General features: G+C 73.7%; 21 protein-coding genes. 5 read left to right on the forward strand and 16 right to left on the reverse strand.

Going from position 1 to position 23,254, the window contains the following annotated elements:
* Positions 1-39: 39 nt before the first annotated feature.
* Positions 40-1,326: a CynX/NimT family MFS transporter gene (locus tag ACIQU6_RS01640; RefSeq protein WP_403479602.1), complete on the reverse strand. Its 1,287-nt coding sequence runs from the start codon at positions 1,324-1,326 to the stop codon at positions 40-42.
* 128 nt (positions 1,327-1,454) lie between these two features.
* A complete protein-coding gene (locus ACIQU6_RS01645; protein WP_403479603.1) occupies positions 1,455-2,171 on the reverse strand; it encodes a FadR/GntR family transcriptional regulator in 717 nt (238 codons plus the stop codon).
* A 306-nt stretch (positions 2,172-2,477) separates the two neighbouring features.
* On the opposite strand from ACIQU6_RS01645, the gene ACIQU6_RS01650 reads away from it, so the two are divergent.
* Positions 2,478-2,978: a VOC family protein gene (locus ACIQU6_RS01650; protein ID WP_403479604.1), complete on the forward strand. Its 501-nt coding sequence runs from the start codon at positions 2,478-2,480 to the stop codon at positions 2,976-2,978.
* A gap of 104 nt (positions 2,979-3,082) precedes the next feature.
* On the opposite strand, the gene lysA is transcribed toward ACIQU6_RS01650, so the two are convergent.
* Together lysA and ACIQU6_RS01660 are read right to left on the reverse strand one after the other, a co-directional pair.
* Positions 3,083-4,471: a diaminopimelate decarboxylase gene (gene lysA, locus ACIQU6_RS01655; protein ID WP_403479605.1), complete on the reverse strand. Its 1,389-nt coding sequence runs from the start codon at positions 4,469-4,471 to the stop codon at positions 3,083-3,085.
* Between the two features lie 18 nt (positions 4,472-4,489).
* Positions 4,490-4,960 carry an SAV_915 family protein gene (locus ACIQU6_RS01660; RefSeq protein ID WP_403479606.1) on the reverse strand — a complete coding sequence of 157 codons (471 nt, stop codon included), beginning with the start codon at positions 4,958-4,960 and terminating at the stop codon, positions 4,490-4,492.
* 353 nt (positions 4,961-5,313) lie between these two features.
* Here ACIQU6_RS01660 and ACIQU6_RS01665 point away from each other — a divergent pair, with 353 nt between their 5' ends.
* A complete protein-coding gene (locus ACIQU6_RS01665; protein ID WP_403479607.1) occupies positions 5,314-6,201 on the forward strand; it encodes a MerR family transcriptional regulator in 888 nt (295 codons plus the stop codon).
* Here ACIQU6_RS01665 and ACIQU6_RS01670 read toward each other — a convergent pair.
* Both ACIQU6_RS01670 and ACIQU6_RS01675 read right to left on the reverse strand, forming a co-directional pair.
* Positions 6,177-7,166 (reverse strand): LysR family transcriptional regulator, encoded by a 990-nt coding sequence (locus ACIQU6_RS01670; RefSeq protein ID WP_403479608.1) that lies wholly within the window; start codon positions 7,164-7,166, stop codon positions 6,177-6,179. The two genes, ACIQU6_RS01665 and ACIQU6_RS01670, sit on opposite strands and share 25 nt — an antisense overlap.
* A 188-nt stretch (positions 7,167-7,354) precedes the next feature.
* Positions 7,355-8,926, reverse strand: coding sequence for an MFS transporter (locus ACIQU6_RS01675; protein ID WP_403479609.1), 1,572 nt, complete (start codon positions 8,924-8,926; stop codon positions 7,355-7,357).
* A gap of 145 nt (positions 8,927-9,071) precedes the next feature.
* Between ACIQU6_RS01675 and ACIQU6_RS01680 the strand changes: the two genes are divergently transcribed.
* Positions 9,072-10,088, forward strand: a complete 1,017-nt coding sequence (locus ACIQU6_RS01680) for an Lrp/AsnC family transcriptional regulator (RefSeq protein WP_403479610.1) — start codon at positions 9,072-9,074, stop codon at positions 10,086-10,088.
* Positions 10,085-10,831, forward strand: coding sequence for a rhomboid-like protein (locus ACIQU6_RS01685; protein WP_403479611.1), 747 nt, complete (start codon positions 10,085-10,087; stop codon positions 10,829-10,831). The genes ACIQU6_RS01680 and ACIQU6_RS01685 overlap by 4 nt, the downstream gene beginning before the upstream one ends.
* On the opposite strand, the gene ACIQU6_RS01690 is transcribed toward ACIQU6_RS01685, so the two are convergent.
* The 9 genes from ACIQU6_RS01690 to ACIQU6_RS01730 all read right to left on the reverse strand — a co-directional run bounded on the left by ACIQU6_RS01690 (position 10,822) and on the right by ACIQU6_RS01730 (position 21,143).
* The gene (locus tag ACIQU6_RS01690; RefSeq protein WP_403479612.1) at positions 10,822-11,646 is read right to left on the reverse strand and encodes an HAD family hydrolase; all 825 of its coding nucleotides are present in this window, start codon (positions 11,644-11,646) and stop codon (positions 10,822-10,824) included. The two genes, ACIQU6_RS01685 and ACIQU6_RS01690, sit on opposite strands and share 10 nt — an antisense overlap.
* Positions 11,643-12,932 carry a serine--tRNA ligase gene (gene serS / locus ACIQU6_RS01695; protein WP_403479613.1) on the reverse strand — a complete coding sequence of 430 codons (1,290 nt, stop codon included), beginning with the start codon at positions 12,930-12,932 and terminating at the stop codon, positions 11,643-11,645. Before serS ends, ACIQU6_RS01690 begins: the two co-directional genes overlap by 4 nt.
* Before the next feature lie 735 nt (positions 12,933-13,667).
* Positions 13,668-14,594, reverse strand: a complete 927-nt coding sequence (gene pheA, locus ACIQU6_RS01700; protein ID WP_403479614.1) for a prephenate dehydratase — start codon at positions 14,592-14,594, stop codon at positions 13,668-13,670.
* A 107-nt stretch (positions 14,595-14,701) separates the two neighbouring features.
* Complete coding sequence (gene efeB / locus ACIQU6_RS01705) at positions 14,702-16,024, reverse strand: iron uptake transporter deferrochelatase/peroxidase subunit (protein WP_403479615.1); 1,323 nt, start codon at positions 16,022-16,024, stop codon at positions 14,702-14,704.
* Complete coding sequence (locus ACIQU6_RS01710; RefSeq protein ID WP_403479652.1) at positions 16,024-18,024, reverse strand: copper resistance protein CopC; 2,001 nt, start codon at positions 18,022-18,024, stop codon at positions 16,024-16,026. Before ACIQU6_RS01710 ends, efeB begins: the two co-directional genes overlap by 1 nt.
* Positions 18,025-18,122: 98 nt before the next feature.
* On the reverse strand, positions 18,123-18,602 hold the full coding sequence (locus ACIQU6_RS01715) for a copper chaperone PCu(A)C (RefSeq protein ID WP_403479616.1): 480 nt from the start codon (positions 18,600-18,602) through the stop codon (positions 18,123-18,125).
* Positions 18,599-19,252 (reverse strand): SCO family protein, encoded by a 654-nt coding sequence (locus ACIQU6_RS01720; RefSeq protein ID WP_403479617.1) that lies wholly within the window; start codon positions 19,250-19,252, stop codon positions 18,599-18,601. The genes ACIQU6_RS01715 and ACIQU6_RS01720 overlap by 4 nt, the downstream gene beginning before the upstream one ends.
* A 137-nt stretch (positions 19,253-19,389) precedes the next feature.
* Entirely contained in the window at positions 19,390-20,166 is a 777-nt protein-coding gene (locus ACIQU6_RS01725; RefSeq protein WP_403479653.1) for a YcnI family protein, read from the reverse strand.
* Between the two features lie 146 nt (positions 20,167-20,312).
* On the reverse strand, positions 20,313-21,143 hold the full coding sequence (locus ACIQU6_RS01730; protein ID WP_403479618.1) for a hypothetical protein: 831 nt from the start codon (positions 21,141-21,143) through the stop codon (positions 20,313-20,315).
* A gap of 269 nt (positions 21,144-21,412) precedes the next feature.
* On the opposite strand from ACIQU6_RS01730, the gene ACIQU6_RS01735 reads away from it, so the two are divergent.
* The gene (locus tag ACIQU6_RS01735; protein WP_403479619.1) at positions 21,413-21,898 is read left to right on the forward strand and encodes an ATP-binding protein; all 486 of its coding nucleotides are present in this window, start codon (positions 21,413-21,415) and stop codon (positions 21,896-21,898) included.
* Positions 21,899-21,919: 21 nt separating this feature from the next.
* On the opposite strand, the gene ACIQU6_RS01740 is transcribed toward ACIQU6_RS01735, so the two are convergent.
* Positions 21,920-23,239, reverse strand: a complete 1,320-nt coding sequence (locus tag ACIQU6_RS01740) for a hypothetical protein (RefSeq protein WP_403479620.1) — start codon at positions 23,237-23,239, stop codon at positions 21,920-21,922.
* Positions 23,240-23,254: the final 15 nt, after the last annotated feature.

Consider the following 23,254-nt stretch of genomic DNA (forward strand, 5'->3'; position numbering starts at 1 on the left):
ACCCAGCGGAGTCGGCCGGCCCCGCGGCACGCGGGCCGCTCAGCTCGCCCCGCCGATCCGGCGGTCGCGGCCCGCGCCCAGAGCCAGGAGGGCGAGGCCGGCGCAGACGGCGAGCAGGAGGAGGAGCGGGACGGTCCAGCCGTCGGTGGCCTGGTGGACGGCGCCCAGGGCCAGGGGGCCGACCGCGGCCAGGAGGTAGCCGCCGGTCTGCGACATACCGGAGAGCCGGGCGGCGGTGTGCGCGTCGCCGGACCGCAGCACCATCATCGTCAGGGCCAGGCCGAGCGCACCGCCCTGGCCGACGCCGAGGATCGCCGCCCACAGCCAGGCGCCGGCCACCGGCGCGATCAGCAGCCCCGTGACACCGCAGGCCATCAGCGCGGAGACCGCCACGCCCAGCGCTCGCTGGCGGCGCATCCGGCCGGCGAGCGTCGGGACCACGAACGAACCGACCGTCTGCACCAGCGTGCTGAAGGCGAAGACCAGTCCGGCCTCGCTCTTGCCCATGCCGTGGTCGGTGAAGATCGTCGGCATCCAGGCGATGATCACGTAGGCGATCAGCGACTGCGAGCCCATGAAGACCGTCACCTGCCAGGCGAGCGGCGAGCGGGTCAGCTTCGGGCCGGACCCGGCGGCGTGGGCGGGCGTCGCCGCGGCCTCGCCGTGGTGCGTGCCCCGGCGGGCGAGCACGGCCTGCGGGAGCCAGACGAGGGCGGCCACGGCGGCGAGCAGCGCCCAGGAGACGAGGGAGCCCTGCCAACTGCCGAGCGCGTTCTCCAACGGGACGGCCGAGGCGGCCGAGACGGTCGCGCCGAGGATCATCGCGGTCGAGTAGAGCGCCGTCATGCCCGCCGCGCGCTCCGGAAAGTCCCGCTTGATCAGGCCCGGCATCAACACGTTGAGCAGGGCTATGGACGCGCCCACCACCGCGCAGCCGGCGAACAGCGCGGCGACCGGCGGCGCGATCCGCAGCACGATGCCGCCGCACAGCGCGACCAGCGCGCCGCACAGGGCCGCTTCGGTGCCCCAACGGCGCGCCGCCCGCGGCGCGATGAGCGAGCCCAGGCCCATGAAGACGAGCGGAATGGTGGTCACCAGGCTGGTGGCGGTGGCGGCCAGGTGGAAGTGCTGCGCCATCTCGTTGAGCAGCGGCGAGACGCCGGCGAGCGCGGCCCGCATGTTCACCGCGGCGAGGACGATGCCGACGAGGAGGAGGGCGGGGTGGGTCCGCAGTCGGCGCCGGGCCGCGGCCACTTGCGGGGCCGGGATCAGGTCTTCCTCGGCGTCGATGAGATCGGCCGGAGCGGTCGAGTCGGTCCCTGACATGCGTGCGTACCTAGCCAATCGTGCACTCGTGATGGGGAGGGGAGAGCAGGGGAGGGGGAGGAGTGGGGAGGGGAAGGCAGGGGGGAATGAGGGGAGTTGGGGAAGGGGAAGGGGAAGAAGCCGCGGGGTCAGTCGTCGGCGGCGGCGAGGAGGGCCTCTACGGCCCGTTTGGGCTTGTCCAGGAGGGCACGGGTGGCGCGTTCGGCGGCGCCCGGGTCGCCGTGGGCGATCGCGTCCAGGACGGCTCGGTGGTCGCCGTGCACGATCTTCGGCATCGCCTGGTCGTCGAGGGCGGTGACCAGCGCCTCCCGTACGGAGCTGCTGAACCAGCCGTAGGTCGCCGTCAACGCGGTGTTGTGCGCGGCCTCGACGACGGCCTTGTGGAAGGCGATGTCGTGGTCGGCGTAGAGCTCCAGGCTGCCGGAGTGCGGCTGGCCCTCGGCGTCCTCCAGCTCGACCTGGGCGTCCAGGGCCGCCCGCATCCGGGCCAGGTCGGCGGGTTCGTGGCGGAGCGCGGCGAGCCGGGCGGCCTCCGCCTCCAGGGCGATGCGGAGCTCCAAGACGTCGCGGATGCCGGCCCGTTGGACGCCCCGCATGATCTCCGCCGGGTCCGCGGTGGAGACGACGAAGGTGCCCTCGCCCTGGCGCGAGCGGAGCATCCCGGCGTGGACGAGGACGCGCACCGCCTCGCGGACGGTGTTGCGGCCGACCTGGAGCTGTTCGGCGAGGGCGTGCTCGGTGGGGATGCGGGTGCCGACCTGCCACTCGCCGGCGGCGAGCTGGGCACGGAGGGCCTCGACGACCGTGTCGACGAGGGATTGCCGTCCTGCTGCCTTGAGTGCCATCGCCCTGTTTCCGTGCCCGTCCTGTGCGTCGTGTTGTGCCTGGGCCGCTCATGCCGTTCCCACCCAGTTGCCCAGTCATCCTACAACTGACTGTTTCGTGGGCCAACTAAATGCCCTGCGGGTGGGATGGCCCGGCGGCCCGCGGACAGCCCCACGCACCTGCGAGACCGGACAAGAACGGAGACCAGAGGGACCAGAGAGGCCAGAGAAGCCAGAGAGGCCAGAGAAGCCAGAGAAGATCCAGAGAAGGCCGGAGAGCCGGAGACTGGAGAGCCGGAGACCAGAGACCGGGGAAACGGGGATCAGATGGCCGGCAGTTTCTACCACGTGTGCTTCGTCGTGCCCGATATGGCCGCGGCGATACGGGACTTGGGGGCGGCGGCCGGCGTCGAGTTCAGCGCGCCGCGGGCGGACCGGATCGGGGAGTGGGACTTCCGGATCGCCTTCACGCGGGGCGCCCCGCCCCACATCGAGCTGATCGAGCCGGCGGCGCCGGGCGGCCCGTGGGACGTGTCCGAGGGGGCGCGCTTCGACCACCTGGGGTTCTGGACGCGGTCGATCGAGGACGGCGGCCGGCGGCTGGCGGCGGCGGGGCTCCCGGAGGAGTTCAGCGGGTGCCCCTACGGGCGACCGTTCGCCTACCACCGGGTGGGGAGCATCGGCGCCCGGGTCGAACTGGTCGATCTGGCCCGCCAGCCGGCCTTCCTGGCGGCCTGGAACCCGGGCGGGGAGCCGATGCCCCCGGTGGAGGCCGGGCCGGCCCCCGTGGCCGCGGAGACGGTGATGCCCCCGGTGGAGGGGCCTTGAACAGGCGCGCCTCCACCGGGGGGTCGGGGGTCAGGGCCGCTGGGAGCGGGCCCTGAGCAGATGGCACAGCAGACCCCGCTTCAGGCCGTGCAGCAGGGTCCGCATCAGAGCCCGATGTCCCGCTCCTGGATGTCCGCCAGGGACTCCCGGCGGACCAGGAGTCGGGCGTGGCCCGAGGTGACCGCGACGACCGGCGGGCGGCCGACGAGGTTGTAGCCGGAGGCCATCGACAGGTGGTACGCGCCGGCCACGGGGACCGCGAGCAGGTCGCCGGGGCGGACGTCGGAGGGCAGTTGGACGTCGGAGGCGAGCACGTCGCCGGCCTCGCAGTGTCGGCCCACGACGGTGACCGGTTCGGTGGCGGCGGCCGAGTGGCGGCCGACCAACCGGGGCGCGTAGCGGACCCCGTAGAGCGCGGGCCGCGGGTTGTCGCTCATCCCGCCGTCCACCGCGACGAAGGTGGTGGAGCCGGTGCGCTTGACGGCGAGCACCCGGTAGAGGACGACGCCCGCGGGGCCGACGATGGCGCGGCCCGGCTCGATGGCCAGCCGCGGCACCGGAAGGCCGGCCGCCGCGCAGCCGCCGGCGAGTTCGGCGCGGACCTTGGTGGCGAGGCTGGCCACGTCGAGGGTGGGCTCGCCCGGGCGGTACGCGACGCCGTGGCCGCCGCCGAGGTCCAGCTCGGGCAGGATCACGCCGTGCTGCTCGTGGACCCGGGCCAGCAGGCCGACCAGCCGGCGCACGGCCGAGAGGTAGGGCTTGACGGCGGTGATCTGGGAGCCCAAGTGGCAGTGCACGCCGACGAGTTCGAGGCGCGGCTGGCCCAGGACACGGGTGATGGCGTGCTGGGCGGAGCCGTCGGCGAGGGACAGCCCGAACTTCTGGTCCTCGGTGCCGGTGCGGATCTTGGCGTGGCCGCCGGCGGCGATGCCCGGGACGACCCGGATCAGCACCTTCTGCCGGCTGCCCACCGGGACCGCGGCGGCCAGCCGGGCGATCTCGGAGGTGCTGTCGATGACGATCCGGCCGACGCCGAGCCGCAGCGCGGCCCGCAGGTCGGTGGGGCTCTTGGCGTTGCCGTGCAGCACGATGCGCTCGGGCGGGAAGCCGGTGGTGACGGCGAGTTCCAGTTCGCCGGCGGAGCAGACGTCCAGGCCCAGGCCCTCCTCCGCGACCCAGTGCGCCATGGCGCGGCACAGGAACGCCTTGGCCGCGTAGTAGACGTCGGTGTCGGGGAAGGCGCGGAGGTAGGCGCGGCAGCGGCTGCGCACCTCGTCCTCGTCCAGGATGTAGGCGGGGGTGCCGAAGTGGTCGGCGAGTTCGGTGAGCGCGACGCCGCCGAGGGAGAGGTCCTCGTCGGCCAGGGGCACGGTGGAGGCGGGCCAGATGGCGAGCTCGTCGGCGTCCGGGGAAGCGGACGGGCGTGGGGCCGTCGTGCGCGGTGCGGGCGGTGCCGGGGTGCCGGCCGTCCGGGGCAGGGTGGTGTGGCTCATGGTGGGGGTGCCGCTTCCTCAGACGGCCCGTAGACGACTGCTACGGGGGATGCGGGGTGCGGGGGTGAGGCGGGGCTCGCGCAGGACGTCGGGGGCCAGGCGCGGTTCGCGGGGCAGGTCGGCGGTCAGCCGCGGGTCGCGGGCGACGTCGCGGACCGGCCGCGGGTCGCGGGCGAGGTCCGGGAAGGCCCGGCCGTCCCGCGCGACGTCGGGGGCGATGCGCGGGTCGACGGTCACGGTGGTCGCGCCGACCGGCTCGGTCAGCGCGCGCAGCGCGGGCTCGGAGAGCCGCACCCAGGGCTGGCCGCCGCCGAGGACCTCGGCCAGCCGCTGAAGCGAGGTGAAGCCGACGGCCGTGCGGCCGCCGAGCGGCGTGCGGAACAGGCGGGCGGTGCAGCCCGCGGGTCCCGACCGGACGGGTACGAAGAGAGGTCCGGCCGGGACGCGATCAGCAGGCTCGGGGTCTTCCGCGGGGTGATGGTGGGACACGTCGTTGCTCCTCGACGGGACGGCGGCCCCGGACCGTTGGTGGACTTGTGCGTATGCCGGGGCTCGGCACTGACGCTATGCCCGCTGCGGGGGGCCTCCGGCCGCTCCATGACGCTTCGTTGACGCTTTGCGGACCGGACTTGACGCGATGCTGCCATCGTCGGCCGGAGTGTGCGGGTCGAAGCGCGCGTGCCGGTCGCTCCGTGCTGCGGGAGGCCGGCGGACGGTGACCGGACCCGGGTGTTCCGCTGCGGTTGCGCTGGTCCTCCGGGTGTGCGTGCGCCCGTCTTTCCGGTGTGTGGGCGGCGGCCGTTGACCTTGACACTGTGGAAACCGCTCGACTGGGAGGCGTCATGTTCACCATCGGAGATTTCGCCCGGTACGGCCGGGTATCGGCCCGCATGCTGCGTCACTACGACGCGATCGGGCTGCTGCCGCCGGCCCGTACCGACCCCGTCACCGGCTACCGCTTCTACGCGGCCGGCCAGCTCGCCCGGCTCAACCGCATCATCGCGCTCAAGGACCTGGGATTCGGCCTCCAGCAGGTGGCGGCCATCCTGGACGAGCGGGTGGACGCGGCGGAGCTGCGCGGCATGCTGCGGCTGCGGCGGGCGGAGCTGGCGGCGGAGAGGAGCGCGGCCGAGGCCCGGCTGGCGCAGGTCGAGGCGAGGCTCCGGTCGATCGAGAGTGAGGGACACATGTCCGTCGACGACGTGGTGCTCAAGCGCACCGAACCGGTCCTGCTCGCCGAGTTGCGCGGGACCGCCGCGAGCTACGGCCCCGAGGACATCGGCCCGGTCATCGCGCCGCTCTACGCGGAGTTGGGGCGCCGGCTGGCCGCCGCCGGGGTGAGCGCGGCCGGCCCGGGGCTGGCGTACTACGAGGACGCGCCGGAGGGCGCCGGGGACGCGGTCGTGGTGCACGCCGGGTGCCAGGTCACCCGCGAGGAGCTGGCAAGGGCCGCGCGGGAGCGGGGAGACGACCCCGGAGCCGTGGGTTCCGCGGCTGACCGGACCGGGCGCGGTTTCGACGTCGTCACGCTGCCGGGGCTCGACCTCGCGGCGACCGTCGTCCACCGCGGCCCGATGAGCCGGATCATGCCGACCGCGCAGCACCTGGCGCGCTGGATCGACGGCAACGGCTACCGCTCGGCCGGATACGCCCGCGAGCTGTACCTGGAGTGCCCGGAGGACCAGGAGGGGTGGGTCACCGAGATTCAGGAGCCGGTCGTGCGGGCCTGAGGCAGGAGCCCGGGGGCGGCGCCCGGCGACCTGAGGGCGGCGGTCGAAGTCCCGCCCGTCAGCCACCGGTTCACCGTCTCGGCGAACTCCACCGCCGCCGGGCCGAGCGCCGCCCACTGCCGCACCGCCCACCCGGTCGTCAGCGGCGGCAGCGCCGGTATCGGCACCAGGCGCAGGCCCGGGTGGCCGGCGGTGGCCCGGTGGCCGGGGAGGCGGGGGACGACGGCGGGGCCGACGCCGAGCTCGGCGAGCAGCAGCGCGGTGTCCCAGTCGGCGACGCTGGTGGCGCTGGGCCCCGGCACCTCGTCCCCGGGGGCCAACGCCCCGTCCCGGTGGCCGAGATGGCCGTCGAGGCGCATCCGGGAGGTGGAGTTCTCCGGTAGCCGGATGAGGCGGAGGCCGGCGAGTTCGTCCGGTTCGATGCGGTCGCGGGCGGCCAGCGGATCGTCGGCGCGCACCGCGAGCACCCAGGGCAGGCCGATCACCGGGTGCTGCTCGATGCCCCGTATGGGCGGGCCGATGGTGATCCAGGCGAGGTCGGAGTCCCCGTCCGCGACCGCCTCGAAGCAGCGGCGGCTGGAACTCTCGGTGTGGAACTCCAAGGTGACGTGCGGCTGCCGGTCCCGGAAGGCCACCACCGCGTCGGACATGAAGTGCCGGACGGTGGTGGCGCCGGTGGTGACCCGGACCGTCCCGCCGTCGCCCCGGCGCATGTCGGCGAGCCGGCGCAGCGCCAGGTCCAGCGCGCCCAGGCCGTCGAGGGCCGCGCGGTGCAGGACGCGGCCCGCGGCGGTCGGCGCCACCCCGCGCGGCCGGCGCTCCAACAGGCCGATGCCCGCCGCCCGTTCGAGGCGCTTGACGCGCTGGCTGACGGCGGACTGGGTACAGCCCAGGTCGCGGGCGACGGCGCTGAGGCTGCCCGCCTCGCAGACGGCCACGAAGGCCCGCAGATCGTCGAGGGTCACCGGGCCACGCTAGCCCGGGGTCCGACGCCAACCCAAGCCTGAGCTAAGGGATTTGGAAGGAAACCCGAGGATTGACTTGGGAGTGGCGTCCCGGGACGATCGTTGGCAGGGCCCAGGGCGGCAACCCGGAACCGTGGACGGCCGTGCGGTTCCGGGTGCCGACCCGCCCGCACGGCCGTCCTACGGGGTCACGCCGTGGCCGGCGCCCGCTCGCCCGTGGGCGCGTCCTGCGCGTGCCGGCCGCCCGTACGGGAGCCGGGTGCGGGCCCGTCTTCCGCGCGCGGCGCGCGCCGGACCACCGCGAGGACCAACAGGCCGGTGACGACCGCCACCAGACCGGAGATCAGCGTGATCTCCCGCAGCCCGGAGAGGTAGCCGGCGGCGAGCGCGCCCCGGCCGCCCGTCGCGGCCCCGGAGTCGCTCAGCGCGCTGCCGAAGACCGTCCCGAGGACGGCGATGCCGAACGCGAACCCGAGCTGGCGGAAGGTGTTCACCGCCCCGCTCGCCATCCCGGCCCGCTGCGGCGGGGCCGCGCCCAGCGCCGCCGACACCAGCACCGGCATCGCCGCGCCGACGCCGAGCCCGCTCACCGCCAGGCCGGGGATCAGGGTCGCCCAGTCGGACCCGGTGCCGAGCAGCGCGGCGTGCAGCAGCCCGCCCGCGCCGATCAGCAGCACGCCGATGCCGAGCGGGAGTTGGGGCGCCAGGCGCTGCAGCCACCGGCCGCCGAAGGCGCCGACCAACAGGGACATCAGCGCCATCGGGGTCACCGCCAGCCCCGCCCCGATCGGGCTGAGGCCGAGCAGGTTCTGCGCCCACAGGCCCACGAACGTCAGGTACGGGAAGGCCGCCGCCTGCATCAGCAGCGCCGCCGCCATCAACACCGCGAACGACGGGCGGCGCAGCAGCCGGAGGTCCAACAGCGGTGCGGCGGTGCGCCGTTCCGCTACCACGAACACCAGCAGCGCCAGGACGGCGAGCGCCAGCGCGGTCAGCGTGCCGGTCTCCGTCCAGCCGTGCTCGCCGCCGCGCATCAGTCCGTACGTCAGCGCGCCCGCGCAGAGCGTGAAGGAGAGGGCGCCCGGCCAGTCGATGCGGGCGAGGGCGGACCGGCCGCCCGCGCCGCCGCGCGCGCGGTCGGGGTCGCCGTAGGACTCGTCGAGGTGCCGCAGGGACAGCCAGACGGCGACCGCGGTCAGCGGCAGGTTGACCAGGAAGATCGCCCGCCAGTCGGTCCACTCGGTGAGCATCCCGCCCAGGACGGGGCCGACCGCGGCCGCCGCCCCGCTGGTGCCGCCCCAGACGCCGAACGCCACGCCGCGGTCCCGGCCCTGGTAGGCGGCCATCAGCAGCGGGGTGTTGCTGGCGAACATCGCCGCCGCGCCGACGCCCTGCACGACCCGGGCCGCGACCAGCAGGTCCGCGCCGGGCGCCAGCCCGCAGGCCAGCGAGGCGAGGGCGAACAGCACCAGCCCGCCGACGTAGACGCGGCGGCGCCCGAAGAGGTCGGCCGCCGAGCCCGCCACCATCAACAGCGCGGCCAGCGCCAGCGCATAGGCGTCCAGCACCCACTGGAGGGAGGTGAAGGAGGCGCCCAGGCCGTCGGCGATCTTGGGCAGCGCGGTGTTCACGATCGTCACGTCGACGAGCAGCATGAAGTTGCCGAGGGTGATGGCCACCAGGGGCCACCACTTGCCGCGCGCCCTGGGGGCCCGGCCGTCGCCGCCCCCTCCGGGCCCGCTCCCGGGTGCGTACCGCATGATCATTTCCTCCGTTGGGTGGTGCGCGTCGTTCCGACGGCCGGGCAGGGCGCCCGGCCGGTGGTCCACTCTCCGCCGGGCCCGGCCCGCTCCCCCAGCCACGGCGCTGCCGGCGGCGCAATCCGACACGGGTTAGCCTCCAACGGTGAAAACCGACGGTTCCGCCCCCCGGCCCGCGCCGTTCGACGACCTCGACCGCCGGCTCATCCAGGCCCTCCAGACCGACGGCCGGGCCCCCTTCAGCCGGATCGCCGCGGTGCTGGGCGTCTCCGACCAGACCGTCGCCCGGCGCTACGGCCGGCACCGGGGCTCCGGCGCGTTCCGGGTGCTGGGACTGGCCGAGCCGCGGGCGCTGGGCGAGGTGGAGTGGATGGTGCGGGTGCAGTGCGCGCCGGACGCCGCGCTGCCGGTCGCCGAGGCGCTGGCCCGCCGCTCGGATACCTCCTGGGTCAGCCTGATGTCCGGCGGCACCGAGATCACCGCGGTGTGCCGGGCGTCCAGCAGCGAGCACAGCGACGCGCTGCTGCTCCAGAAGCTGCCGCGCACCCCGAGCGTGGTCGGGGTGACCGCGCACTGCCTGCTGCACGAGTTCTACGGCGGCCCGCAGAGCGCGGTCAGCAAGTCCGGCGCGCTGACCGAGGAGGAGGTGGCCCGGCTGAGCCCGCCGCCGCCCCGGCCGCTCGACGAGCCGGTGGTGCTCTCGGACGGCGACCGCCGGCTGTTCGAGGCGCTCGGCCGGGACGGCCGCGCCCCGCTCGCCGAACTGGCCGCGGTCACCGGCTGGTCGCCCACCACCGTCCGCCGTCGGCTGGAGTCCCTCCGGTCGGACGGCGTCCTGTACTACGACGTCGACTACGCTCAGCACGAGTACGGATACGGCGTGATGGTCGCCCTGTGGCTGTCGGTCGCGCCCGCCGAACTCGCCGCCACCGGCGAGGCGTTGGCGGCGCACCCGGAGGTCGCGTTCGCCGGCGCCACCACCGGTCCGCACAACCTCTTCGCGTCCATCCTGTGCCGGGACACCGGCGCCCTCTACACCTACCTGACGACCCGGATCGCGGCCCTCCCCGGTGTGCGGACGATGGAGAGCGCGCCCCGGATCCGGCACATCAAGGGTCCGGGCCCCTACCTCGCCCCGGTCACGACGAGGAGCCGCCGATGAAGCCACCGCCGCCCCGGGTCCTGGCGGTCCGGGCGAAGGACCTGGTGTGGGACTGGGTGCGGTCGACGCCCGGGACCCACATCTGGCTGCTGATCATCGGGATCACCAGCCTGGTGATCGCCTCGGCCTCCGCCCGCCTTGAGCAGTTCCTGCTGCACCGCAACAGCAGCAACATCCACGAGCTGAACGAGCACCCGGTGCCGGCGCTGCTGATCAGCGGGTTCTGGATCGAGCAGCCGGGCTCGTTCCTGCTGTACGCGGTGATGTTCGAGCTGGTGCACGCCAACGTCGAGCGCTGGATGGGGAGTTGGCGCTGGCTGCTGACGGTCGGCGCGGCGCACGTCGCGGCCACCCTGGCCAGTCAGGAGCTGGTGCTGCTGGCCATCGAGGGCCACCGGCTGCCGCGCTCGATGACCCACGTCGTGGACATCGGCGTCTCCTACGGGCTGGCGGCCGCGGCCGGCGTGCTGACCTACCGGCTGCCGCCGCCGTGGCGCTACGCCTACCTCGTCGGGGTGCTGGCCTTCTTCGGGGTGCCGTTGGCGACCGGCGCGACCTTCACCGACTTCGGGCACGCCATCGCCCTGGCGATGGGCCTCGCGTGCTGGCCGCTGACCCCGGCGGCGCGCGTCGGGCCGGCGGACGGGGACGGGGGGCCCTGCTCGATCGAGGGCGGGGCCTCGGGCAAGACGGGGCCGGGCGGCGGCGCCGGTGTGCCGCCGCCCGAGGGCCGTCAGGAGTAGAGCCGCTCCAGGACCACGGCGATGCCGTCGTCTTCGTTGGAGGCGGTGATCTCGTCGGCGACGGCCTTGAGTTCGTCGTGAGCGTCGGCCATCGCCACCCCGTGCGCGGCCCAGCCGAACATCGGGATGTCGTTGGGCATGTCGCCGAAGGCGATGGTGTCCCGCGCCGTGACGCCCAGGCGGCGGGCGGCCAGCGAGAGGCCGGTGGCCTTGGTCAGGCCCAGCGGCAGCAGTTCGACGATCCGGGGCCCGGCGACCATGACGCCGACCAGGTCGCCGGCGACCTGTCGGGCGGCCTCGGCCAGCGCGTCGTCGTCCAGGGTCGGGTGCTGGAGGTAGACCTTGTTGAGCGGCGCGGCCCACAGCTCGCCCGGGTCGTCGACCGGGAGGTGCGGCAGCGGGCCCTCCTGGACCGCGTAGCCGGGGGTGACCAGCACCTCGCCGGCCAGGCCGTCCCGGCTCGCGGCCAGGTGGAGCGGGCCGACCTCGGCCTCGATCTTGGACAGCGCGAGGCCGGCGAGCTGGCGGTCCAGGGTCACCGAGGTCAACAGCCGCTGCTCGCCGGCGTGGTAGACCTGCGCGCCCTGCCCGCACACCGCCAGGCCCCGGTAGTCCAGGGCGTCGAGGATGTGCCGGGTCCAGGGCACCGCCCGGCCGGTGACGACGATGTGCGCCGCGCCCGCCGCGGTGGCCGCGGCGAGCGCCTCACAGGTGCGCGCGGAGACGGTCTCGTCGTGGCGCAGCAGCGTCCCGTCGAGGTCCGTCGCGACGAGCTTGTACGGCAGCGGCGACCAAGCCGGGGCTGAGGAGTTCACTTGGCGACGGGCTCCAGCACCTCACGGCCGCCCAGGTAGGGGCGGAGCACCTCGGGGACGCGGACCGAGCCGTCGGGCCGCTGGTGGTTCTCGAAGAGCGCCACGATGGTCCGCGGGACGGCGCAGAGCGTGCCGTTGAGCGTGGCCAGCGGGCGAACCTTCGGCTTGCCCTCGTCGGTCTCCCGCATCCGCACCGACAGGCGGCGGGCCTGGAACTCGTTGCAGTTGGAGGCCGACGTCAGCTCGCGGTACTTGCCCTGGGTCGGGATCCACGCCTCGCAGTCGAACTTGCGGGAGGCGGACGCGCCCAGGTCGCCGGTGGCGACGTCGATCACCTGGAACGGCAGCTCCAGGGAGGTCAGCCACTGCTTCTCCCACTCCAGCAGCCGCTGGTGCTCGGCCTCGGCGTCCTCCGGCGCGACGTAGGAGAACATCTCCACCTTGTCGAACTGGTGGACCCGGAAGATGCCGCGGGTGTCCTTGCCGTAGGTGCCGGCCTCGCGGCGGAAGCACGGCGAGAAACCGGCGTAGCGCAGCGGCAGTTGCTCGGCGTCGACGATCTCGTCCATGTGGTACGCGGCGAGCGGGACCTCGGAGGTGCCGACGAGGTAGTAGTCGTCGCGCTCCAGGTGGTAGACGTTCTCGGCGGCCTGGCCGAGGAAGCCGGTGCCCTCCATGGCGCGGGGGCGGACCAGGGCGGGCGTCAGCATCGGCGTGAAGCCGGCCGCGGTGGCCTGCGCGATGGCGGCGTTGACCAGCGCGAGCTCCAGCAGGGCGCCGACGCCGGTGAGGTAGTAGAAGCGCGAGCCGGAGACCTTGGCGCCGCGCTCGACGTCGATGGCGCTGAGCAGTTCGCCGATCTCCAGGTGGTCCTTGGGCGCGAAGCCCTCGGCGGCGAAGTCGCGGAGGGTGCCGTGCGTCTCCAGGACCGTGAAGTCCTCCTCGCCGCCCACCGGGACGTCGGGGTGGACGAGGTTGCCCAGCTTCCGCAGCAGCGCCTGGGTCTCCTCCTTCGCCTCGTCCTGCTCGGCGTCGGCGGCCTTGACGGCGGCGGCGAGCTCGCCGGCCTTCCTCAGCAGCTCGGCCTTCTCCTCGCCGGCGGCCTTGGGGATGAGCTTGCCGAGCGCCTTCTGCTCGGAGCGCAGCTCGTCGAAGCGGACGCCGGACGACCTGCGCCGCTCGTCGGCGGAGAGGAGCGCGTCGACGAGCTCGACGTCCTCTCCACGGGCGCGCTGGGAGGCGCGCACACGGTCGGGGTCCTCACGGAGCAGGCGAAGGTCTATCACCCCACCAGGCTACCGGGGACGGGAGCGCCCCTCGAAGCGCTATTCACCGGTGGGGCTTTTTGCCCGTTTTGCGGTTATTTATTCCGTTGCGGGGAAGCGAGGGGGAGTGTGGTGGCGGCGAGGGGGAATCGGCTCGGCGGGACGTTCGCGGGCGGTGGTGATGACGCTTGTCGCGGCGGTTGTCGCGGTGGTTGTCGTGACGCTTCGTGAGGCCCTGCGGAATTCCCGGTTCATGCCGCGAAAAGGGCATTCGCGGCATGGATTCCCTTGGGGTCGGCGCCCCGCCGGCGCGGTTGCGCCCAGGTTATCCCCCGGGTTGTCCACAGGGGGGAGGGGTTGGCGGATTCTTATCCACAGGCTGTGTGTGAGATCTGTGGAAGCCGGAATTGATCATTCTGCACCCGAAATGCTCGCTATGGATTCTTCGTCCAAACCCTGTTCACGCACTCTTTCGTGTGGGATTACCTCGCCCTAAAGGATTGATCACGGGAATTGTGCTGACGCGTGCCCCAGTGGTCCACTGTGGGTAACTGTGGATGTATGTGGGGTCACTAGGGGGATATGTCGACTCCGTCCGACTCGCATGTCGACTTACCCACAGGTCGAGAAGCGGGCCTGTGGATAACTTTGTGGACAACCGCAGGGGTGGTCGGACGGCACCTCGGAACGGCGCCTCCGGTCCCACCGAAGGCGCAGGTCACAGCCCGTAACGCGGGCGGGAGGGGGCGGACCGGCTCAGCCCCGGCCGTCCAGGCAGCGCGTCAGCCAGTCCGACGCCTCGGCGAACGCGGTGTCGGTCACCTGCGGCCGGACGCTCGCGGTCACCTCGTCGGCCCGCGGGTACGAGCCGAGGAACCGCACCTCGCGGCAGACCCGCTTGAGGCCCATCAGCACCTCGCCCACCCGGCGGTCGGTGACGTGCCCCTCGCAGTCGACCGAGAAGCAGTAGCGGCCGATGCCCTCGCCGGTCGGCCGGGACTCGATCCGCATCATGTTCACGCCGCGGACCGCGTACTCCTGGAGCAGCTCCAGCAGCGCGCCGGGGTGGTCGGCGGACAGCCACAGCACGACCGAGGTCTTGTCCGCGCCGGTGGGCGCCGCGGGCCGGGCCGGGCGGCCGACCAGGACGAAGCGGGTGGCGGCGTTCTGCGCGTCGTGGATGTCGGTGACCAGCGGCGTCAGCCCGTACGTCGCGGCCGCGAACTCCCCGGCGAACGCGCCGTCGTAGCGGCCCTCCTGCACCAGCCGCGCGCCGTCGGCGTTGGAGGCCGCCGACTCCCAGACCGCGTCCGGGAGTTGGGCCGCCAGCCACCGGCGGACCTGGGGCTGGGCGACCGGGTGCCCGGTCACCGTCTTCACGTCGGTCAGCTCGGTGCCCGGGCGGACCAGGAGGGCGAAGGCGATCGGCAGCAGCACCTCGCGGTAGATCATCAGCGGTTCGCCGGAGGCCAGTTCGTCGAGGGTGGTGGTCACCCCGCCCTCGACGGAGTTCTCGATCGGCACCAGCGCGGCGGCGGCCTCGCCGGCGCGCACCGCGTCCAGCGCGGCCGGGACCGACACCATCGGCACCAGTTCCCGGGTCGCCGCCTCGGGGAGGGTGCGCAGCGCCGCCTCCGTGAAGGTGCCCGCGGGACCGAGATAGGTATAGCGACTGGCCGACATGGAAGTGGACTCCCTCACGTGCCTGCGGGAGCGCCCCGCCGTCTTCCGCCCTGCCCTGTCACGATACCGAGCCGACGGGGGCCCGGCGGACGCGTCCCACCAAGCGGTCAGCCCTCCAGCAGCGACTGGGCCACGTAGTCGCCCTCCGACGGGGCCGGCGGCACCGCGTACAGGCCGCTGGCCTCGTGCCGCAGGAACGGCGAGAGCGCGTCGCCGCGGTCCAGCTTCCGCTGGATCTGGGTGAAGGCGCGCAGCGGGTCGGCCTGCCAGCAGACGAAGAGCAGCCCGGCGTCCGGGGCGCCGTCGTCGCGGAAGCCGTCGTGGAAGGAGAACGGGCGGCGCAGCATCGCCGAGCCCTGGTTGGCCTCGGGGGCGGCGATCCGGGCGTGCGCGTTGGCGGGGATCACCGGCAGCCCGTCGGCTCCGGTGGCGTCCAGCTTCATCGGGGTGGTCTCGGTGCCGCCGGTCAGCGGGGCGCCGTTGTCCTTGCGCCGGCCTATGACCCGCTCCTGCTCGGTGCGGGAGCGCTTCTCCCAGTCGTCCAGCAGCATCCGGATGCGGCGCACCACCGCGTACGAACCGCCGCGCATCCACTCCTGCTGGGTCTCCGCGCCGACGAAGATCCGCCGGTCGAAGTCCGGTTGGGACGGCTTGGGGTTGTTGGTGCCGTCGATCTGGCCCATGAGGTTGCGGGCGGTCAACGGCTGCGCGGTGGCGCCCGGGGTGCGGTTGAAGCCGTTCATCTGCCACCGCAGCCGGGCGGTGTCCGCCGCCTCCTTCTGGAGCGCGCGCAGCGCGTGGAAGGCGACCAGCGCGTCGTCGGCGCCGATCTGGACCCACAGGTCGCCGTCGCTGCGCTTGGGGTCGAGGGCGTCGGCGGAGAAGCTCGGCAGCGGGTCGAGTTGGACCGGTCGGTGTCCGGTCAGGCCGGTCCGGTCGAAGAAGCCGTGGCCCAGGCCGAAGGTGACGGTCAGCGAGGACGGGCCGGCGTCCAGCGCCACGTCGGTGTCGGCGGCCGGGGTGCGCCCGGCCATCAACTCCTGCGCGGTGCGCGTCCAGCGGCGCAGCAGCGCGGCGGCCTCCTTGCGGCCGGCGCCGGGCGCCAGGTCGAAGGCGACGAGATGGCCGCGGGCCTGGAGCGGAGTGGTGATGCCCGCCTGCTGCTTGGCGCCCGAGGCCCGAAACGGCACCGCGGTCGACCCGATCGTGGTCAGCGCCTGCGGGTCGTCGCCCATGGCCCGCGCGGCCGAGACGCCGAGGGCGCCGCCGGCCCCGCCGAGGATCAGCCCGGTCGCGCCGGCCGCGCCGACGGTCCCCAGGAGGCGGCGGCGGGACAGCTCCACGGTGGTGCCGTCCGCGGTGGACGGCCCGTCGGGGGTGCGGGCGGCGTCGTCCTGCGGGGTGTCCTTGACGTCCTGCTGCTTGCTCATCAGTTGATTGTCACGTTCCTGGTCTCGGTCACCTGGTCGATGTCGGAGGTCCGGACGAGCAGCGAGAGCTCCCACCGCCCGGGGACCGGGAGTTGGACGCCGCTGGCGGTCCAGTGGCCGGTCCCGCTGTGCCGGAGCGCGACCGGGAGCGGCCCCAGCTTCTTGGCGGCGAGCGTGAAGGAGACCTTCACCTCGGGCACGTCCCGGACCTTCCCCGACGGGTCGGCGATCCGCAGCCGCAGCTCGTTGCCGCCGCCGCTGTGCCCGGGGTCGAGGTCGAGGCGGGCGGTGCCCTTGCCGTCCGGGCCGCCGGTGTCGAACGGGACGGTCAGCACCCGCGGTTGGTTGGCGTCGGGGGACTGCCCGGCCTGGGCGGCCTGCACGGCCTCCTCGGTGCGGGCCGGCTCGGTGGTGGTCAGGGCGGTGGTCACCCCGAGCAGCAGCACCGCGACGGTGGCCTCGGCCAGGACGGAGCGGCGCAGCCCGTGCCGCACCGGGTCGGCGTCCCGGACCTGCTTCTTGCGGGCGGTGGCCAACGCGTCCCGTTGGCGGGCCAGTTGGGCGGCGCGCACCGGGTCGACGGCGGCGCCGCCGGAGTCCCCGGAAGCGGCGCCGCCGGCGGGGACGGCGGCGGGCTCGGGTGCCGGGGCCGCGGAGTCCGCCGCCTCGGCCGCCGCGGTCCGCCCGGCCGCGTCCGCCAGGCGCCCCGTCCACCGTCGGGACAGCCCCGCGACGGCCACCATGACCACCACCAGCCCCACCTTGACCAGCAGCAACTGCCCGTAGGAGGTGTCGACCAGCGCGCGCCAGGTGCCGACCTGCCGCCAGGACTGGTAGATGCCGGTGGCGACCAGCACCAGGACGGAGCCGAAGGCGATCCGGGAGAACCGGCGGACGGCGGCCCGCTCGATCGCCGGGCCCCAGTAGAGGGACACCAGCAGGGCCGCCAGCCCGCCGAGCCAGGCGGCGACCGCGAGCAGGTGCAGCACGTCGACGGGCATCGCCACGAAGGGCTGGAGCCCGGTCGAGGCGTGCTCGGCGAGCGCCCAGGTGGTGGCGAGCCCGACGGCGACCACCGTCCCGCCGATGCCGAGCCCCAAGGTCAGGTCCGCGCGCCGCTCGGCGCCGTCCTCGGAACCGTCGGAGTCGGCGGAACCGGCCGGCCCGTCGGAGCCGTTGGGCTGCGCCGGCCCGTCGGCGGCCGGCGCGTGCGCCTTGGCGTACGCGCCGAAGAGCACCGCCACGAACAGCGCCGCCGCGGCGAGCAGCAGCAGCCGGCAGAGCAGCGCGGCGCCCGGCTTGGTCAGCAGCGCCCCCTGGAGGCCGCCGAGGTCGAGGACGTCGGCCAGCTTCCCGGACCCGGTGTACGGGGCGCGCAGCAACAGCAGCGCCAGCGTGGCGCCGGTCAGCAGCGCCCACCCCCGGACCACCAGCCGCTGCACCGACCGCACCCGGGAGGCGGCCGGCCGGCAGGCCAGCACGAACGCCGAGCCGCCGACCAGCAGCACGAAACCGGCGTAGGAGAGGTAGCGGCCGACCTGGTAGAGCGCGCCCACCAGGCCGCCGCCGACCTGCTCCTGGGGAACGGCGGCGGCGGTCTTGGACGGCGCCCCGATGGAGAAGGTGAAGGCGCCGGAGACCGGGTGGCTGTCCGCCGAGATCGCCTGCCAGGCGACGGTGTACGTCCCGTTGGGCAGCCCCGGCGGCAGCCCGGCCCCGTACTTGACGGTGCTGCCGCTGCACAGGTCGCGCAGCTTGCCGCGGTCCACCCGCTTGCCCTTCGGATCCAGCACGCGCAGCGAGTCGTTGCCCATCGCCACGCCCTCGGAGAAGGTGAGCGCGACCTGCTCGGGGGCGTGTGCCACCACCGATCCCGGCGCGGGGTCGCTGCCGGTCAGCGCGGCGTGCGCGCTGGCCGGGGCGACGCCCGCGACCAGTGCGCAGAACAGCACCGCCACGACGACCAGCAGCCGCCGCGGTCGGAAGCCGGTGAGGGCCATGGTGCGCGCTCCCCTTCCCGTTGGCATGAGTCCGTCTCCTTCACTGGGGCCGTCGTCCGGCCCGCTGCGTCACGGGGTCCGCGGCGGTGCCGCGGCCGTCACTTCCCCGGCCGGTAGTCGGCCGGCTTCACCGGCACCTCGACCTTCACCGGGGCGGCGGTGGCGAAGTGCAGCTCGATGGTGACCTTCTGGCCGGCGGTGGGCTTGTGCGTCAGGCCCATGAACATCACGTGGTCGCCGCCGGAGCTGAGCTTGAGCTCCCCGTTGGCCGGCACCGGCAGGGAGTTGACGTGCTCCATCTTGTTGCCGTTGGTGGTGTGGAGGCTGATGTCCTTGGACAGGTCGCTGGTGACCGAGGTCAGTTTGTCGGCGGTGCCGCCGTCGTTCTTGACCACGAAGTAGGCGCCGGCCATCTGGTCGGTGACCGGCTGCGGCATGTACGCGCCGCTGACCGAGAGCTTCGGGGCGCTGTCCTTGCCGCCGCAGCCCGCGAGGGCGAGACCGGTGGTGAGGACGAGCGCGGAGGCCATGGCTATCCGGCGGCTGACGGGGGCGAGGGGGGTGGTGCGGCGGGTCACGGGTTCTGTCCCTTAATGATCTTCGGAAGTGCGGTGGTGTAGTTGTCGGCGGTGGCTTCCTGCATGCCCATCCAGTGGATCTTGTCGTCCTTGGGCGAGCTGAGCAGGACCTGGGCGCCGTGGGTGGAGACCACGTCGCCGTTCTTCTTCTTGACCGGCGCCTCGATGCCGATGTTCACGCTGCGGGCGGCCTGTTGGATCTTGTTGAACGGGCCGGTGAGCCCGACGAAGTCCTTGTTGATGCCGCCGAGCCACTTCTTGAGCTGGGCCGGGGTGTCCCGCTCGGGGTCGGAGGTCACGAAGACCACCCGCAGGTCGTTCCGCTCGGCCTGCGGCAACTGCTTCACGGCCACCGCGATGTTGGCCATCGTCGTCGGGCAGACGTCCGGGCAGTTGGTGTAGCCGAAGTAGATCAGGGTCGGGTGGCCCTTGGTCTTCTCCAGCAGGTCGTAGGACTTGCCCTCGGAGTCGGTGAGGGTGAGGTCCGGCTTCTCCATCGGGCTGTCGAGGGTGACGATCGGCTTGGCGGCCGTCCCCCCGGAGACGTCGGCGGCCGGCTTGTCGGCGTCGCCGTTGCCGCAGGCGGTCAGGGTGAGGCCGAGGGCGGCGGCCGCGCCGAGCGCGGACACCAGCAGTTTTCTTCTACGCATGACGGATATGTCCCGTTGTATCGGTTGCTTGGGGCCGGTTCGTGTCAAGAGTCTTCTCGTATCGGGGTGTTCGTGCCGGAGGGGGCCGGACCGGCGTGGGGGCGCCGGTCCGGCCGCGGTGCGCGGCGGGGTGCGGGTCAGGCGTTGCGGCGCCGGCCGGCGAGCACGCCGAAGGCGACGCCGACGATGCCCACGACGATCCCGCCGACGGCCAGCACGCGGGCCGTGGTGTCGCTGGTGGAGGTCGGGGCGGCCGCGGTGTTGCCCTTGGCGCCGTTCTTGCCGTCACCCTGGTCGCCGCCCTGGGCGTCGGCCGCGGTGAGCTTGAGCACCGGAGCCGGGTTCTCCGGTTCCGGGCCGCCCGGCTTGGTCGGCTCGATCCAGCGCACGACCTCCTTGTCGGAGTACGTCTGGAGGGCCTTGAAGGCGATCTGGTCGGCGTCGGTCGGCAGTTGGCCCACGGAGAGCGGGAACTGCTGGAACTGGCCGGGCTCGATGCCCTTGCCGTCCGCGGTCCAAGTGATCTTCGAGGGCGCCTCGTTGATCTTCTCGCCCTCCATCTCGACCGGCTTGGGCAGCTTGGACTTGGTGACCTCCACCGTCCAGCCCGGCACCGGCTGCGGCATGACGGACGCCAGCGGGTGGTCGGTCGGCAGGGCGACCTCGACCTTCACGGTCGAGGCGTTGTCGCGCTCGTTGGGCACCTTGATGTCGACGGTGGCGAAGCCGCCCTTGGGGGCGGTGCCGGGCTGCACGGTGACGTGCGCGAAGGCCGGACCGGCCAACAGCAGCACGCTGCCGGCTGCGATCCCGCCGACGACGGGCAGCCGGCGGGCCAGCCGCCGCGTCGAGGACGCCGAAGCCGGCGCCGCGCTGCTGCCCGAAAACGCTGACATACCGGACTTCTTGGCCATGCTGAAACGCTCCATGAAACGCTCCATGAGGAGAGGGGGAAACGACGGATGACGGGGTGGGCGGGGCCCGGCCCGGCGCGCGACGGCAACGCCCGCGCGCACGCGTCGAATCCCGGGAGTCCTCCGGGAGCGTGGGGTGCGGGGCGTCAGGCCGCGAGGGCCAGGTGACCGTTGGCCGGCGGTCCGCGCCGTACGACGCTGTGGTGCAGCGCCGGATCCCGCGGCGCGGGGGTGTCCCCGTAGGCCGAGGGGGCGCACCGCCCCTGCTCCCGCGCCGCGCCGAGGGCCGCGAGCAGGACGTGGACCAGCGCGAGCGACCGGCGCACCACGCCGATCAGCGCCCGCGCCGCGACCTCGTGCGCCGCCGGGGCGGACAGCCGCACCAGCCGCCACAGCGCGGCCTCGCCCCGCCGCAGCAACCAGCCGAGGCCGAGCGCGGCGAGCAGGTGCCCGAGCACCATGGGGACCGACGGCGCCAGGCAGTGCGCCATCATCGGGACGCCGGCACCGCTCGTCGCGTGCCCACCGGCCCCGGCCAGCCCGGTCTCCTTGGCCATCGCCAGCCCGCCGGGGCCGAGCAGTTGGCGCGCCCCGCCGCCGTCGAGGTCGACGCCGCCCAGCCCGCACGTCAGGTGCCGGGCCAGCGCCACCGCCGCCTCGTCGGAGAGGCCGGCGGCCCGCCCGGAAGAGACCGTCTCCGGGTGCTGGCCCAGTGCGAACAGCGAGTGCAGCGCCATCTGTCCGAGCGCCAGCGCGGCCGCGATCCCCGGCAGCGAGCGCTCCCGGCCGGCCAACGGGGCCGCCACCGCGAACACCGCGACCGCGGCGAGCCCGAGCGTCCACAGCGGAACGGCGGCCAACGAGGCGGCCATGTGCCCGGCCGCGGACAGCGTCACACAGACCGCGGTGAACACCGCGGCCCGCAGCAGCCGCAGATCGGCGGCCGCGCGCGCTGGGGGGACGGCAGGGGCACTCATGGCGGGCGCCATCATCCCACTGCCCCGGTCCGTGGCCTACGGCAGGGTTTCGCCGTGTCCCGCGCGAGGGCTTCACGGGGGCGCCCGCCAGGGGCGTCCGGGATCCCGGGCCGGGCGCGCGGTGGCGTGCACCCGGCACCTCGCCTACACCCGTGCGCTCACTTTCCGCATCCGCCGAATGAGCGGTATCACGTTCCCGAGAGGCTTACGGACCTTGCGGCGAGGCAATACGTATCGGTATGTCGAGCCGCGGCCAGGAGGCAGGAGCGATGAGCATCTGGTGGTCCCTCCATCTGCGGCGTGAGCCCGCGAGCGTGCCGCTCGCCCGACGCCTGCTGCTGGGCGCGATGGAGACCGCCGGCGTCGACCCCGACATCTGCTACGACCTCTCGGTCGCCCTCTCCGAAGCCTGTGCCAACGCCGTCGAGCACGGCGGCGACGCCACCGACGACTACCGCGTCACCGCCTATCTCGACGGCGACACCTGCCGCATCGAGGTCACCGACTCCGGCCCCGGCTTCTGCCGCCCCGCCCCGCCGCATACCGCCGCGGACCGGTCGTTGCCGACGCCGGCCCCCGTCCCCACCCCCGCGCAGGCCCCCGGATACGCCGAGGACGGCCGGGGGCTCTTTTTGATCGAGGCGCTCACCGACCACGTCCAGTACCGCAACCGCACCGGCCGGCGCGGTGCGGTGGTCAGCTTCGACAAGATCCTCAAGTGGCGCGAGGGCGCGGCGCTTCCGATGGCGTCCTGAGCGAGGGCCCTCGCCCCCTCGTCAGTGGTGGCGGTTGAAGACGAGCACGAGGGTCGTGACCACGACGGCCAGGACGACGACCGCGAAGGCGATCTTCCAGGGGCTGTAGGGACGGTCGCCGGTCACCTCGCCGGTCTCGGCGTTGACCATGACCTGCCACTGCTTGCCGTTGTAGACGTACGAGGCGAACCACACGGGCAGCATCAGGAGCTTGTAGGTCACCGCCGTGTAGTCGGTGTTGATCTCGTGCACCCGCTGCCGGTCGCCGCCGATGTCCCGCTTGACGTCCTTCTCGATGACCTCGGCCATCTTCTGCTGGGCGGTCTGGAAACCGGCCTCCGGCTCCACCTCGTACCGCAGGGTCCGGAAGCCCGCCAGGTACTCCTCCTGATACGCCACCGCCTGCTTGAGCGGCCAGGGCTCCAGGGCCTGGAGGCGCTCGGCCGGGATGTTCCCGACGCCGGGGACGAGGACGTCGTCGAAGACGCGCTGGACCGAGCCGTTGACGCGGTACCAGCGGACCTTGGTCTCCTTGTCGTCGCCGCTGCCGACGGTGTACTCCTCGCCGCGCTGGCCGCGGTACGTGGAGGAGGTCTCGGCGTCGTACGTCCAGTGCGGCACGTAGGTGCCGTGCAGGGTCTCGGCCGCGCTGACCTTCTTGAGGTTGTTCGGCGCGAACCAGCGGGAGCGGGCCCACTTGCGCAGGTTGTCGTGCACCTCCCGCTTCGCCACCCGGAACGGCACCAGGCCCTCGGGCGCGATGCGGTCCCCGGCGGCCGACGCGACCAGGGGCGTGGCGCAGAACTGGCAGCGGCCGGAGAGCGCGGTGGTCTCGTTGACCGCGCCGCAGCCGGGGCACTTCAGGGCCTGCCCGCCGGGCTCCAGCGGCTTGGGCGGCAGGCTCGCCAACTCCTCCCACGCGTGCTCCCGCACCTCGCGGTTGACGGGGGCGATGGGCTGCTCGAAGCGGCAGTTGGGGCAGCGCAGGACGCTGGTTCCGGGGGCGTACTCGGTGGTGGAGCCGCAGCTCGGGCAGGCGTAGGTGCGCGGCTGCTGCTGCCCGTCGGGCTGCTGGGGCTGGGGCGGCACAGGCGGCTGCGGTTGCTGGTACGGCTGTTGCTGCTGCGGTGGCGGCTGCTGTTGGTAGGGCTGTGGGGGCTGTTGTTGGTACGGCTGTTGCGGGTACGGCGGTTGGGGAGCCTGCGGCGGGTACGGCTGCTGCGGTGCCTGCTGCGGGTAGGGCTGTTGGTATGGCTGTGGCGGCTGTTGCTGCTGCTGGTATGGCGGTTGGGGTGGGTACGGCTGCTGCGGCTGCTGTGGCTGGTAGGGCTGATAGCTCATGGGTCACGGCCTCCT

The sequence above is a fragment of the Streptomyces sp. NPDC090442 genome (assembly GCF_044769405.1).
Classification (GTDB): domain Bacteria; phylum Actinomycetota; class Actinomycetes; order Streptomycetales; family Streptomycetaceae; genus Streptomyces.